This window comes from Providencia manganoxydans, from assembly GCF_016618195.1.
In the GTDB taxonomy this organism is placed as follows: Bacteria; Pseudomonadota; Gammaproteobacteria; order Enterobacterales; family Enterobacteriaceae; genus Providencia; species Providencia manganoxydans.
Genome location: NZ_CP067099.1, coordinates 655818 through 671236, shown reverse-complemented (window position 1 = coordinate 671236; position 15419 = coordinate 655818). Strand labels below are relative to the sequence as shown.

At 34.6% G+C, this 15419-nt stretch carries 14 protein-coding genes; 10 read left to right on the top strand and 4 right to left on the bottom strand.

Annotation, left to right across the window (positions count from 1 at the left end; translation table 11 throughout):
* Positions 1-56 precede the first annotated feature (56 nt).
* From JI723_RS02900 to JI723_RS02855, 10 genes are all read left to right on the top strand, one after another.
* Complete coding sequence (locus JI723_RS02900) at positions 57-1679, top strand: type II secretion system protein (RefSeq protein WP_337979766.1); 1623 nt, start codon at positions 57-59, stop codon at positions 1677-1679.
* A 23-nt stretch (positions 1680-1702) separates the two neighbouring features.
* Positions 1703-2137, top strand: a complete 435-nt coding sequence (locus tag JI723_RS02895; protein WP_272581104.1) for a TcpQ domain-containing protein — start codon at positions 1703-1705, stop codon at positions 2135-2137.
* Between the two features lie 3 nt (positions 2138-2140).
* Positions 2141-3646 (top strand): type II and III secretion system protein, encoded by a 1506-nt coding sequence (locus tag JI723_RS02890; protein WP_319068361.1) that lies wholly within the window; start codon positions 2141-2143, stop codon positions 3644-3646.
* Positions 3639-4178 (top strand): hypothetical protein, encoded by a 540-nt coding sequence (locus JI723_RS02885; protein ID WP_337979765.1) that lies wholly within the window; start codon positions 3639-3641, stop codon positions 4176-4178. The genes JI723_RS02890 and JI723_RS02885 overlap by 8 nt, the downstream gene beginning before the upstream one ends.
* A gap of 4 nt (positions 4179-4182) precedes the next feature.
* Complete coding sequence (locus JI723_RS02880) at positions 4183-5007, top strand: hypothetical protein (RefSeq protein ID WP_319068358.1); 825 nt, start codon at positions 4183-4185, stop codon at positions 5005-5007.
* Positions 4995-5525, top strand: coding sequence for a hypothetical protein (locus tag JI723_RS02875; protein WP_319068356.1), 531 nt, complete (start codon positions 4995-4997; stop codon positions 5523-5525). Before JI723_RS02880 ends, JI723_RS02875 begins: the two co-directional genes overlap by 13 nt.
* 208 nt (positions 5526-5733) lie before the next feature.
* Entirely contained in the window at positions 5734-7068 is a 1335-nt protein-coding gene (locus JI723_RS02870) for an ATPase, T2SS/T4P/T4SS family (protein WP_140179070.1), read from the top strand.
* Positions 7052-8080: a type II secretion system F family protein gene (locus JI723_RS02865; RefSeq protein ID WP_272581109.1), complete on the top strand. Its 1029-nt coding sequence runs from the start codon at positions 7052-7054 to the stop codon at positions 8078-8080. Before JI723_RS02870 ends, JI723_RS02865 begins: the two co-directional genes overlap by 17 nt.
* Positions 8081-8098: 18 nt before the next feature.
* Positions 8099-8947, top strand: a complete 849-nt coding sequence (locus JI723_RS02860; protein WP_140178905.1) for a prepilin peptidase — start codon at positions 8099-8101, stop codon at positions 8945-8947.
* Between the two features lies 1 nt (position 8948).
* On the top strand, positions 8949-10118 hold the full coding sequence (locus JI723_RS02855) for a hypothetical protein (protein ID WP_272581111.1): 1170 nt from the start codon (positions 8949-8951) through the stop codon (positions 10116-10118).
* Between the two features lie 106 nt (positions 10119-10224).
* Here the strand turns inward: JI723_RS02855 and JI723_RS02850 are convergent, their stop codons facing one another.
* The 4 genes from JI723_RS02850 to JI723_RS02835 form a co-directional block, all read right to left on the bottom strand.
* Complete coding sequence (locus JI723_RS02850; RefSeq protein WP_272581112.1) at positions 10225-10707, bottom strand: DUF6882 domain-containing protein; 483 nt, start codon at positions 10705-10707, stop codon at positions 10225-10227.
* A gap of 14 nt (positions 10708-10721) precedes the next feature.
* On the bottom strand, positions 10722-11657 hold the full coding sequence (uriH, locus tag JI723_RS02845) for a uridine-preferring nucleoside hydrolase UriH (RefSeq protein ID WP_140178899.1): 936 nt from the start codon (positions 11655-11657) through the stop codon (positions 10722-10724).
* Positions 11658-11841: 184 nt separating this feature from the next.
* On the bottom strand, positions 11842-14001 hold the full coding sequence (locus tag JI723_RS02840) for an ornithine decarboxylase (RefSeq protein ID WP_140178896.1): 2160 nt from the start codon (positions 13999-14001) through the stop codon (positions 11842-11844).
* Positions 14002-14273: 272 nt separating this feature from the next.
* Complete coding sequence (locus JI723_RS02835; protein WP_070927242.1) at positions 14274-15293, bottom strand: mechanosensitive ion channel family protein; 1020 nt, start codon at positions 15291-15293, stop codon at positions 14274-14276.
* Positions 15294-15419: the final 126 nt, after the last annotated feature.

Here is a 15419-nt window from a genome sequence, read left to right as displayed (position 1 = left end):
TTAATTTAAGATGAATATCTTATATTTGGGTATTCATCTTATCACAGGATTATTTTATGAAGTTAAATCGTGGATTCACACTTCTAGAAATGATAATTGTTATTTCTATTATCGGTCTTGTCATGCTCGCCGCTGCTCATTATTTAAAAAAAATGGCAGACGAAAAAAAACGCCAAATAACAACTGATGGCATTGTATCTGAGATGTTCAATTTTAATCATTTTGTACAGAGTCATTATATTGAAATAGAAAACAATGAAACAGGAGAGTTAAATCAGATACTCAACCCGCTATACGATAAAAATAACAATTCGATTTATAGCAAAAGAAATACTAACAATGTAAATGCAAATATAAGTAAAGAGAATTATTTAAATTGGGCTTCTGAAAATAATCAAGAACAAGATAGAAATTATTTTATTGATAAAAGATGTATAAAAAATACAACAGAAATATCCTCGGGTATGAGTATGACTCAGGATTTTTTAAAATGCACATTGGATAGTAGTATAAAAACGAGTGAGTTTTCTCTAGAGCGTGTTGATATGATTGGTAATGCAAACAATAGAGACATAACTCGAATAGATTATTTTTTAACCTATACTCCGTTTGATGGGCAAAAAGAAGCGGCGGAATTCGAAACATACACAAGTAATTTTATTAATTCTTTCAATCAGAAAGCACTTGCATACGATCAAGCCAGTATCATCGAAAGAAACACAAAATCGCCCGCAGACTGGGAATTAATGAAAATAACGGGAACAGATGTAGCCTTACAGTTAGGTGAATCCATCACCCAGCTTGATCAGTTTAAAAAGAATAAAACATATGGTATCCGATTTAGCTTTTATATGAATGAAGGCGTTTATCTAAAATCTGATGGTTCCGTTAGTGCCGAAAAATTGTGTTGGAGTGAAAAAACTAAAGCACTCGGCCCTTGTTTAAAGCCATACAATACAGCTGATGATCAAAAAAATAAATTAGTACTCGTCAGCGGCGCCCTCGATAAAAATGAACAAGCGCCAGGACTATGCTGGAGTAAAAACGAGAACAAAATTGTTAGCTGCCTTGGTATGAAGAAAGAGAGTTCACTGGATGATCCTAGCTTATATTTAACTGAATTTTCCGAAGATGGAACTGAGAAAGCAGGAACATTAATAGCAAAAGTGATCACCGAAAATCAGTATTTAAATAAATCAAAACAAACAGGGAAATATGAGTATGTGGATGAATATCGTACACCTGTAGAAGTTGTTTATTTAGATTTTACGGGTCAACGCCCCCCCGTTGAAACAAGTTATGAGGCTGACCCATTTGGAGATGAGGACAATATTGTTTTTAAACAACAAGAATGCCCTATTCACCCGAAAGACAAAAGTAAAAAGTTATATCCAAGACTAGCAGCATCAATCTCTTCGATTGTCGCAATTCAAGACAGTAGTGGAAAGTTTGAAGGCGTAGATTTAAGTACACCATCTCAATCAAGAAAAAACACAAGATTAGAGAATCAAGGTGTAATGGGTAATATCATTATCCAAGTCAATAAAAATAATGAAAATTGGGTTATCTCTGCATCAACATCAGCGAGTAATGGTAAAGACATTAATAATTACATCAGCCCAAAGTCATTATCCATTATTGCAATGATGTGGTGTAGCTCTATGCCTCAAGATGATTAATATATATTTTATATGAGAACAATATGAACAAGAAGATAATAGGCTGCTTTATTATTTTATCGTGGATCCCACTAGGAAATACTGAAGAATTGCTAACAATAGAAAACCCTAAATCAAGCCTGTTTTCTAAAAATGACACTATAAATTTAAATGAACCTAAAGATAAGAAATTACTATTTAGTAATGAAAATACAAAACCAGTAAAAGTGACACCTGATCTTTTTCTTAAAGAAAACAACCTCCTCAGCCAACAAATAGAGATATGGGCTGAACCTAAAGGGTACAAGCTATTATGGAAGGCTCAGCGTGACTATCTTATTTTTAAAGATATATATATACATGGCAAAGATAATATAGAAGTACTTAGCCACCTAGGTGATCTTCTCGCCTCTCAAAATTATAATTTAAACATAAAATTTTATAAAAGAAATAACGTACTCGTTGTTGATGAGAATTAAAAAATGAATAAATCACTAATTTTATTTTGCATCGTATTGCTACAGGGATGTAGCTCATTTTATACTGAGAAATATAGCAAAAATAATTTATTTCAGTTTGATGATAAAATTAAAGGTATCAATCAGGCAAAGCAAAAACCATTTTCTCAATATGATGAACCCTATTTAGGTGAGGAAGTTAACTATACACCGGAACAAAAGCGTGTACTAGAGCAACCAGTCAATATCGATAGTTTTTCACCGGTAGACATTAGTGTCGTCCTTAATATGCTAGCAGAACAAACAGGGCTAACCTATAAGCTATTAACAGAAATTAATAGTGATGGTAATACAGAACAAAATGTGAGTTATAATGATGATATGTACTCTAACAACACTCAAGATACACATCGAATAAAATTCGATGGAAAATTATCAGAGTTTATCTCTTACATCTCAAATCTTTACGATATCAACATAGAGTTAAATAATGAAAATATATTGCAAGCTAGCAAATATAAAAATTACGCTATAAAATTAGATTTTTATGGTCAAGATAGCCAATATGAAACGAGCTTAAATGTCAGTTCCAATGAAGGTACTTCTGGTTCAGGATTTTCAGGTAGCTCTACGACTAAGTTCACCTCCTCATTTTGGAGTGATATTGAAAAACTTGCTTCAAACAATATATCAAGTGGAATTTATACAATATTTAAGGATGCTTCGATATTAACATTCACAGGAAAAAACTCAGAATATCGAACACTAAAATCAATTGTTGATGAATATCAAAAATCAAATGCAAAACAGTTTGTAGTTAGTTACAAAATATATATTCTAGATAAAACAAAAGTTGATAGAATAGGCACTGAACTAGGTTTTCAATTTAGTAAAAGTGGTACAACAATTGGTATTAATAATGGGATCCTCGATAAACTAGCAGGAGATATTAATATATCATCTGATTTTAGTGGTGGAGATAATCCTAAGTTCAAGTTAGGCGCTCAGCTTGATGCAATATATTCTTTAACAGGAAAGGAAATTTTACAAAGTGGAACCTTTATCACTAAAAATAACATCCCTATTCCATTAAATATGACAAGTTCACATCATTATGTTTCTGGAAGAGCAAAAACAATCAATAATAATTCTGAATCTATCGATACACAAATTACTACCGATAAAGTCACTGTAGGAACGAGTTTTATTATAACACCAAGAATTATGTCTGATGGGAACATCGAAATAGTTAGTGGCTTTACAAAAAGTACGTTAGATAGTATGAAATCATTTGGAGATAAAAGTGATGAAGTTATGCTTCCCGCAGTATCTTCAGTGGAGATGTTTAACACCTCTCTGATGCGACCAGGTAGCATTAGTGTTGTTAGTGAGTTTGATGTGAATGAAATGGGTGATGATTCACAACTTGGTGTTTTTTCATTCCTTGTAAATAGTAATAACAAAAACAATACCACAGTCATGATCATTGGTATTGATTATTATAACAGTAAACCAGGCTATTATGAATAATATAACCCTGAATACTCTTTTAGCTAATAACCTATTTATAAATAACACATGGGTTGATAAAAGCAAAATAAGTAATGTATGCCCTTCACAAAAAAATAAATTTAAAGTGAAGTGTAAAAACTCCGATAATTACTGTTTAGTGACGTCAGGTATTAAACGCTATCAAATACTAGCTATCTATATTCAAGAAATTTATGGCGATGGGATTTATTATTGTCAAACAGATGATAAAAATTCTGAACTATTTTATTTTTTAATAATAAAAAATGGTAATGTAGCATGTGAAACAGACTGTATTATCAATAGAGAGATGCTGGATTTTTTACTTTCTGGTATTGATAGTTCTGCGTATAAAAATCTAATGGTAGTTGAACTTACAAAAACTCACTTTTCAAAAATAATCGATGAGTATGAGTTAATAAAGAGGATCTTTTCCAAAAAAAGGAAGCAATTATCAATTTTGATATCAGGGCTTTTTTTGATTTTTTCTCTTATATCTCTTTTTATCGCTGATTATCTTTTAAATGGATGATGATATGAACGAAATCATTAATAATTGGAAAGACTCAGTAAAAATAAAAAGGATATTAATTATTGCTATGGTCATTATTGTCATTGCAATATCCCTTTGTTCTTACTTTTACTATAGTCATCATCAAGAGCAAGAGAAAATAAAAATAGCCAAAGAGCTCAAAATAAAGCAGGAGCAAGCTGGAAAAAAAGCCATTGAAAATTTTTATGAAAAGGCATTTGAAGGCGGAAGCATTGATAAATTAGTTGTATTATTAAACGAAATCAATCGTAGTCGAGTGAACATTGAACGTTCTGGTTTTACTGAATATGCATATCAATGTAACCAATCAGCTTGTAATTTTAATTATAAGCTACGGCAAGGAGCATTATTTTCTGTACAGGAAAAGATTTTTTACAAAGATCGCTACAAACCTTCTTTTTCAGCGGATGAATTATCCTATAACGAAGTACTATCAAAATTAGATGGTAATAAAATAAAAAACAAATTTAATAATGAAGAGAAAATAACACCTCCTTCATGCAGTAATGTATTAAATTTTATTTATTCATATAATAGTTTACAAGATGATCCAAATGAAAAGATAATTATTACCTCATTGCCAACGTCATCAGTTAGCTCTCAAGAGGATACATACCCCAATTATCAATATAGTTATGGCTTTATGGTCGGAAATATCAGCCTAACGCACAGTGATAATGCATTTAAAATGAAAACATTTTGGGAAAGAAAACCCTATAAAGATTATTTTTTGTTTGATAGCTTTCGGAAAACTTCAGAAATTAACAATATAATTCAATTAAATGGTAAATTCATATGCAAAAAATAACTAAAACATTAGTTCTAACATTGATGATTTTCAATTCGACGCTCACAGCCTCTGAAGAGCTGAGTAACGCGGAACTAGAAGAAATCTATACCGCTAATGAAGATAATTCTGAAGGTAATCAAGTCTCCTTGGATCAAGAACAACTTTTAACTTATTTAGAAGATTCAATGGAATTTGAGACACAAAAGCTTAAATTAAAGAATCAGTTGGAAATAGAAAAATTAAAAAGTGAAATAGCTAAACTAAAAGATGATAATAAAAATTCAGATTCTCGATTTGAATCTGAAAGTATTGATTATTATGATAACAATTCATATGAAAGTGAAAAAAACATACCTCAAAAAGAGACAAAACCAACACTTCTCCTCTCTTCAGATGTCGGAGGCATAACCACATTTGGTGTATCAGTGAATGGTAAATTAACATTCGTAAGACTCAATAAGGAATTCAAAGATAACTCAGGGAAAAAATATTATGTAAGAAGTCAAAATGGAAAATATGTTATACTAGGTAAATAAAGTGAAATCGATAAATCTAATTGATCACAGAGATGAGGATATGCCATTTTTTGACATGTCAGGATTTTACTTCTCTATTTTTGAGAATAACCTGATTTTAGCCAAAAAAGAAGACTCAACATATTTACTCTCTTACGATTTTGATATAAATAACTTTTATGACATACGTGAGAAGATTAATTATATAAGCTATAAAAATAAGATTGAAATTTCTGGGGTTTTACTTTTAGATGAGCCTATTTATTTCCAGATTATTGAGCGCGATTCACTACAAATAAAAGCTAAAAAAATCGCAAAATCAAGTAAAGTTCAACTTGAATTGGAGCAGCTTCTCACTCAAGCTACTGCTGCTGGAGCAAGTGATTTACATATCACACGAGGTGATATTCTATCGCAAATAGAATTTAGAATTAATGGTGAGCTGCGTCTGCACTCTCAAATGCGCTCCAAACAGTGTGATGAACTTGTTTTTGTACTTTATAATGTTGAAGCTACAACAAAAGAGACCACATGGAATAGGCAAATTCCACAAAGTGCTAATATTTTATATACATTAAATAAGAAAAAATACCGTTTTCGCTATGCCCACTTCCCTATATTTGGTGAGTCAGCAGATTGCTATCATTGTGTATTACGTATTATTTCAGCCGATATTGATAAAGTTGTTAATCCAAGTTTAGATAAAACAGGCTTTTCGCCTGAAGAAATTTCTGATGTCAAAAAAATACTCAGCAATCCATATGGTGTTTATTTTATCGCAGGTACAACCGGTTCAGGAAAATCAACAACGCTGAAGACGGTCATGGAGTGGTTACAAATTAATCGATATGATGATAAAGGTTGTTTTCTAACTGTTGAAGATCCTGTCGAATATTATATATATGGCGCAAAACAAAGCTCAGTGCTTGACGTTAATGGCGGGGGATTTCATGCCGCGATTAAATCTGCATTACGTAGAGATCCAGATGTATTAATGATTGGTGAAATTCGTGATACCGTTTCATCAAACGCACTAGCTGGTGCCGTTGAGAGTGGACATTATTGTTTTACGACAGTGCATGCAGGTAGCATAGTCACTCTACTTCAGCGCCTTAGTGCTCTAGGTATTACAGGCGATAAGCTTTCTACTCCCGGTTTTATTGCCGGCTTGCAATGTCAAAAGCTCATGCCACTAGTGTGCCCTAAGTGTTGTAATACAAAAATAGTTCCTATTCTAAATAGAGACGTTTCTATTCATATTAAAAATAATGATGGTTGTGAATACTGCAATTACACTGGCATCAAAGGTAGGAAATTAATTGCCGAATATATGCTACCAAAACAAGATGAATTAATTGCCATTTCAAAAAGTAATTGGCTTGAAGCTTATATTTTGTGGAGAAAGAAACGCCTTACTCATCCAGGAATGAGCGAAGGGTTTTCTATTAAAGAAAAAACGATGGCATTTGTGATAAAAGGCTATATATGTTACGAGTGGTTTACTCATGAATTTGGTGAGCTAAGCACTGAAGATATGGAGGTAATTTTTGAGAAAATTCAGTAAAAAACAGCGTTTATATATGTATAAATTCTGTGCCGATATGATACAAGCTAATCTACCTCTTTATGATTCAATACTTAAGCTTAAAGAAGAAGGTCTTGCTATTTTAGGTAAGAGTTTTGTAAAAAAAATTGATGCGTTATTAAATCGCATGACATCTGGCGAATCAATTAGCTATGCTTTTGAGCCATACATACCTAAAGAAGAATTAAGTTTAATTTATTCATCTGAAAAATCGGGTGCCTTAGCGGAAGGTTTTGAAGGCCTAATAGATATAATAACCTACAAAGATATGCTCAGCGCTAAAATAAAAAAAGCATTAGCATTTCCTATCATTATGATATGCCTATCATTAGTGGTTATTGCAGGTTATTCAGTTAAAGTTTTCCCTGCATTTGAAAAAGTACTCCCATCAAATCGATGGCCGGGTGTGACAAGCTCTCTTTATAACTTCGGATTATCCTTAGTCGATGGGTTATGGATTAATATTTTAATTTCCGCTGTTGTTGTTTATTTTTTAATTAATTTCCTTTTAGCTAATGTTAAAGGAAAAATAAGAGATGATATACTGGATAGGGTTATTCCGTTCTCTATATATAAAAAAGTTAATGCCGCTGTATTAATGACAAGCATCGCATCTATGCTACAAAACAGAATCCCCATCCAAGAAGCATTGAATATTATTTCATTAAATGCAAATAAGTGGCTCTTATATCATGTCACAATCATGAGCAAGAATATGTCTACAGGCTTAAATTATGGTGACGCCTTAAATACAGGGATATTTGATAAACAAGTATTATTAAATATAAGTTTATATTCATCGTTACCCTCATTCTATGATGTTCTTAACTCCGTATCAGAAATAACAAAAAAGAATATTCTAATGAAAATAGAAGGTTTAGCCAATGGATTAAAAAGTTTTTCTACACTGGTACTAGGTGGATGCGTTATTTGGGTCTTTATTGCATTATTTTCATTATCTGATCAACTTTCTAAAATGTCTGCTATGTAGATATATAATGGTAAATTTATGGATTCTTTCTTAGCTTGGTATTACCCAATTTTATTTTTAATTATAGGTGCTTGTATTGGTAGTTTTATCAATGTTGTGATCTATAGATATCCTATAATAATGTTACAGGATAAAAATAAACCGGAAAAAATCTCGTTATTTTATCCCGCTTCTCACTGTACTAGTTGCAATAAAAAAATATTAAAAACTGATAATATTCCTATTATTAGCTGGTTATTAAGAAAAGGTGAATGCCGCCACTGTGGCTCTACATATTCAATCAAATATTTAATCACTGAGGCTGTTTTCAGTGTTGTTTACCTATCTGTTTTTATACTTTTCTATCCTCAGTATGGTATAAATTCAACTATATGTATTTTAGTCATTTTTAGTTATTTATATTGCATTTTTTTCATTGACCTAAAGCATTTTTTAATTCCGGATATAATGACAATACCTCTAATTATTTTGGGGTTTATTTCTGCATGGTATAATTTCATACCTATCACAATCATGGAATCAGTGATTGGCTCAATTGTTATATTTACTATTATTTTTATAACAGGTTTTTTATTTAAATATTTCCGTGGTATTGATGCTATAGGATTCGGAGACTATAAACTATTTGCTGTTGGCGGTGCATGGTGTGGTATTTTCCATATTCAATATCTCATTATTTTTTCTTCTATTTTTGGTATTATTTTCTATATCATTAATAAAAAAGCCAATATATGCTCTACTAAAAACATTAGTTACCTAGACGATATCATCGAAATAAAAGATAAAGTTATTCCGTTTGGCCCATCAATTTGCTTGTCAATCATACTGAATGTTCTAATTATTTTTTATCTTCCTTATAAGGTTTAATATGAAAATACCTACATTTTTTTTTAAGTTTATATTGTTATGTCTTATGGCTACAAGTCATTATACCTATGCTGAGGCAAGCCAATACGTTAGTGTTTTAATAAAAAATGAACTAGATGACAATATTACCCTTGAAAAGAGATTGATGTGGGATAGAGTGGGAAGCTTACCTGCCGGGGTTATTTATGCAGATAATGAAAACCGCTTTCATTCTAAAGGTCTAGCATTACGCGGAACAGGTGGTATTTATGTCCATAAGATAGAAGATGATTTATATTTAGACATGGTCTTCGATCAATACCACTATGGATATTTTGAATATCAAGTTTGTTTATCAAACAAAGCTAGGACTAACTTTCATAGTGATAAAACCTCAATAGCAACTTATAATAAAAATAATCCGACAGGCAAGTTAGACTGTAAATCCGACTCGAGTAATAGTAGCAGCTATCAAGACAAAAAAGTTGAATATGGTGACATTGTCGTCAAAATTCATATTGTTCCTAAAAAAGTAGGTGCATTTAAAGCTTATAATGCAAAAGAGGTCACTGTTACTGTTGATTATGGTAAATGTAAAGGACGTCAAGCTTTCCAATCAGCCACCTTTTCACAAACTCAAAGAGTCAACTCGAAAGATGCAGTATATGCTCTCTATGATGATTGTTTGTACTATAGTTACTGCCCACAAGACTCTAAATTATGTCAATTTAAAAATGAAAATAATGATTTTGAAGGTACTTTTTATCCAATTAAATCAGATAGCGATATTACCAATTTATTCTCTAGGAAAAATTCTATCATTCATCAAAACAGACTCTTATCTTATGATAAAAAGGCAATGGATCGTGGTTTTTCTCAGAAAAAGGTAAATAGTAATCTATTCAAAATAGGGAAAAAGATCTCTGCAACTCAGTTAAAACAATTAATGGATGATACTGACCGAGATTATTGCAACTATATTGCAGCTAAAGATAAAAATAAAGTTTGCCATAATCCAACCTATGCAATGCAACCTAGAATAGCAAATCAATTAAAATACTTAGATAAAAAGTATTTGGATAAATATGTTTGCTATATACATACAACAACCTATCCAAATATAGGCTCAAATATCTGTGAGCTAGCGCCAAACTTTACGATTGTTAATGGTAAGATTGAAAGTCGTCAATAGAGAAATATATTACCTATAAAATTTAGACAATAAGGCGGCTGTTCGCGCTACAGACGCTTTATTTAAATCGTGGCCAAATCACTTCACAATACAACATTGTGGAGTGTTAATCAGCACTCATTCGCCGTACCGAAATCTCACCGAAAGTCATAAAAATCAATACATTACCTGAAACCCCACGATACACACCTTGTTGCTGATTTAATTCACAAGCCAAAGCAGCATATTGCCATGCTTCAATTTCATCAATTTCACAAATTGCTTCAGTTAAAGGCTCATAACCATGGCGCTCACCAAATTCCTGCACTGCCAGAGCATCTCGAATAAGCGGCTCTTCAATTGAGCTATTTGCCCACCCCCACATCCAGCTACCTTGGTTTTGATCATAAGTACCAGTTATTTGTACAGGCGCTGTAACCACTATATTGTCTGGGGCTTGAAATATGATTGTCCCCTGCTCTTGATCAACAGACCAATTCGCTTCATCAAGTTTCCAGTTATCGCAATGAAATTGATTTTTATATTGTAAAGAATTCATGCTGCGCTCGATTAATGCAGCATAAGGCATATTTTCTAGTTGTTGATCCATGATCATTACCTTAATTATCGAATATTCTTTAATGCATCGACCACCAGCTGCCAAAATTTAGCATGATCGAGTTTAACTGCAACTTGAGTATGGCAATCATCGGGTGCAGGATGACGAAAATCAGCGACTGTCATGCCTAATGTTAATGTCCCTGTTAGTTCAATATCTACCGGTACACGCTGCGTCGTCATTACCGTTGGGTCAATAACATAAGCAACAGCGCAGGGATCATGTACTGGAGGAGCATCGAAACCTTGAGCCTGTTTATACATCCTGCCAAAAAACGCTAATAATTCGATCACAAATTGAGAGCAATCCGTTCCCACTTCGGTGATATTCGCGACAATATCGGGGGTTGCTAATGCTTGGTGAGTTAAGTCGAGTCCAACCATCGTTAATGGCCATTTTTCATTGAAAACAATATGTGCCGCTTCAGGGTCAATCTTAATATTAAATTCCGCGACAGCGCTCCAATTACCGACATGATACCCGCCCCCCATCAAAACTACTTCTTTGACCCTTTCGACAATACGGGGCTCAAGCCTTGCCGCAAGCGCAATATTAGTCAATGCACCTGTTGGTACTAAGGTAATGGTTTTAGGTGGATGTGACATGATAAGTTTAATAATTAACTCGACAGCATGGCAACTTTCCAACATCAATGTCGGCTCAGGCAGTTTTGGGCCATCTAAACCAGAATCGCCGTGAATATCTGGAGCCACCTCTATTTCACGCACTAATGGCCGAGAAGCTCCCGCAGCAAAAGGGATACCTTGGATTTTCGCCATTTCAGCCACAGCTAGCGCATTATGGGTTACTTTTTCCAGAGTCTGATTACCCGCTACTGTGGTAACCGCTAGTAAGTCAATTTCAGGATTACCGTAGGCCAAGAGAAGTGCGATTGCATCATCATGCCCCGGATCGCAATCAAGAATAATTTTTTTTGCCATACACCCTACCTTTAAGCATAAATAACAGGTCCATTATTTTTAGTGTATAGATAAATTATTGGTAACGCATTGTTAGCCATCTCAAAGTTATACTTTTCAATGGCACTAATAAAGGCGTAAGTGATGTCTTTTATCAAGAAGTATTGCCCACAACCTATTTTATGCTGTAGGCAATTTCTAACGATTATTTTAAAACATGCGCATAAACACGCTTTTGTCCATCTTCTGTTTTTGGAAGATAGACCCCTTGTAACTCAGGCGCAAAACCGGGGAGTAAATTGATCCCTGCTTCTAAAGCTTGGAAATAACGCAATACTGGCCCTTCCCACACTTCACCGGGAACTACGCATAATACACCCGGAGGATAGGGTAACGCACCTTCGGCAGCAATACGGCCTTCTAACTCGGATAATGGTAACAACTCCACATTGCCACGAATAAACTCAAGGTGAGCTTGCTGCGGATTCATTTTCACCGTAGGAAAATGCTGCCTGCGAAACATCTCTTTTTGTAGCTGTTTAATATTATATTCAACGCTTAATTGATGCATTTCCTGACATAAGCGACGCAGAGTATAACCTTGATAATGCTGTTGATAGCGTTGATAAACTGACGGCAATACATCCTCTAATAATGCATCTTCATCTAGAAACTGTTCAAAACGAATCAAATGCATCACCAATAAATCAAGCTTTTCTTGGCTTTCTGCGGGGGTCAGTAAAAATAGAATTGAATTCAAATCGCATTTTTCAGGGATCACGCCATGTTCGCGCAAAAAATGCGCCAATATAGTGGCAGGAACACCAAAAGCTTCATACTCACCAGTTTGAGCATCAATACCTGGCGTGGTGAGCATTAATTTACATGGATCCACAAAATATTGATTTTCTGCATAACCATCAAATGCATGCCAACGCTGTTTAGGTATGAAATTAAAAAAGCGCTGATCAGAGGCTATTTGCTCTGTTGGATAGGTTTGCCATGGCTTATCATCCACTAGTTCAGGTATAAATGGCCTGAAATAGTTACAGTGGTTAATAATCGCTTTTCTCACCTCAATCCCTTGCTTAACGCACTCCATCCACATCATTTCACCCGCATCCCCTTGATGTATACGAGCATTGACATCAAGAGAAGCAAACAACGGATAAAATGGGCTGGTTGATGCATGCATCATAAATGCATTATTGAGCTTTTTATGGGACACAAAACGCGGTTGCCCCTTTATATGATTATCTTTCTTATGAATTTGTGATGCTTGAGAGAACCCTGCTAACTGTTTATGTACCGACTGAGTCACCATAATGCCAGGATCATTTTCATTCAGTTCCAATAATAATGGTGAACATTGACGCATCATTGGAATGAATTGCTCATAACCGACCCATGCTGAATCAAATAAAATGTAGTCACAAAGGTGACCGATTTTATCGACTACTTGCTTTGCATTATATACAGTGCCATCGTAAGTCCCCAATTGGATCACCGCCAAGCGGAATGGGCGCGCAGTAGCACTCTTTTCTGGCATTACATCATCAATGAGTCCACGCAAATAGCTTTCTTCAAAGCAGTGTGCATCAATTCCACCGATAAAACCAAACGGGTTACGAGCGGTCTCTAAATATACAGGTGTTGCCCCCGCCTGAATTAAGGCGCCATGGTGGTTAGATTTATGATTATTACGATCAAACAGTACCAAATCACCCGGTGTTAATAAGGCATTAAGTACCACCTTATTGGATGAGGAAGTCCCATTTAGTACAAAATAGGTTTTGTCTGCATTGAATACTTTTGCAGCAAATTTTTGTGCTTCTTTTGCTGCACCTTCGTGAATTAATAAATCTCCCATCGCCACATCAGCATTACATAAATCAGTGCGAAACAAATTTTCCCCATAAAACTGATAAAACTGTTCGCCCGTTGGGTGGCGACGGAAAAATTGCCCGCCTTGATGGCCAGGACAAGCAAAAGTAACGTTATGACCTGCGGCATAATCCATCATTCGTGCAAAAAATGGAGGTAATAATTGTTCAAGATAGCGCGTTGCGGCATCAAATAATTGGCGACTATTTTCTGTACGCTCAGCAGGTGCCGGCGGTAAAATTCCCGTTAAATAGGGAGGAATTTTAATATCATTAGGGAGCTGTTTATCACTAATGATAAACAGTGGAATACTGAGTTTGCTATCAGCAACTCTTTTCCACAGCCCTTGATTGGCATCCTGTTCGGATAGCACAACAGCAGCAATATTGTTTAACTGTGCATCGCGAATATCTACCCATTGGAAATCCCCCGAAAAGTAGATTGCGACCCCCTGACTACATGCCACATTAATTTTTTGCATAACAGTCTGGCTCTTGGTTAGCTGAGGAAAAGAGGCCGACAATATACTGGATAGAAACTAAGATTGGAATGCTCAGTACGCTTAGAAATAATTAGACGTACTATAAAGCAGATGATCTTTTATAACCCGCTGGTTAATCGCATAAAAATATTTAGGCGTGCACTGAAAGAAAACAGAATTAAACATGAAAAATGTTACATCAAGTAAAATCACCGACCAACATTGAGATTTTAATCAGAATATTAGTCGGCAATTTTATCAGGAATGGGACGTTAGTTGTTTTTTTCCATGTACAGTGTTTGCGAAGGAAACGCAAAGTCAGCGCCATGCTGTTTAACAATATCAATTATCTTCAAATAAACACCTTGTTGTGCTGCTAACCATTCCGCCCAAACGGTTGTTTTAGTGAAACAATACACCATGATATTTAAGGATGAATCAGCAAATTCATCAAAGTAAACCAATAAGGTTTGCCCTGTATCAATGCTAGGGTCTTGCTGCAACATAGTGCGAATATCGCTAACAATGACGCCTATCTTATCAGCATCCTCATAACGCAGGCCTATCGCGGTTTTGATCCGACGGTTGGTCATACGACCAGGGTTTTCCACACTTATTGATGAAAATACAGAGTTTGGAATATACAGAGGTCGATGATCAAAAGTGATAATTTTCGTGATCCGCCAACCAATCTCTACCACTGTCCCTTCAATATTTCTATCGGGAGAACTCACCCAATCACCAATATTAAAAGGTCTATCAAAATACAGCATGATCCCTGAGAAGAAGTTACTCAGTATATCTTTACCTGCCATACCGATAGCAATACCACCTATACCACCAAAAGCCATTAATCCTGACAGGCTCATTCCAAAATGTTCACCAAATAGTAAGATGATCACGACGAATGTTGCCGTTTTAAATACCCTTGCAATGATACGTGCTGATGTTGGATCGCTGCCTTTCTTTATTTGCGCTTTTTCAAGCCGGTTAGCCAGTTGAAATAACTTGCGCATCAGAATAACGGCAATTAATGCAACTGTTATAAAATTAACCAATGGTGTTGAAATAAAGGTCAAATCAAAGTCGGTCGCTGCCATATCAACATACTGCGCCGCAACCACAACTATCCCGCATAATACGGCGGTTTGAATAACATGAATCAAAATGCTTTTACGTTTATGTTTGTGTTTATGCCTTTTACTGAGCATCTCGAAAACAATAAAAATGGCTAAAAATACTGTAATGATCGTAATCCCGATCGCATATTTTTCGAGTAATGTGTCAATCATACTTTACTGCCCTCAACAGCCATACTTTACATTTTTCGATGGTATTTGTTACATTGCGAACTATTTAAAACGTTACTAAGATAACAACTTTAGAGTTTATTTTCTTGATAATTATCAGTCACTTTT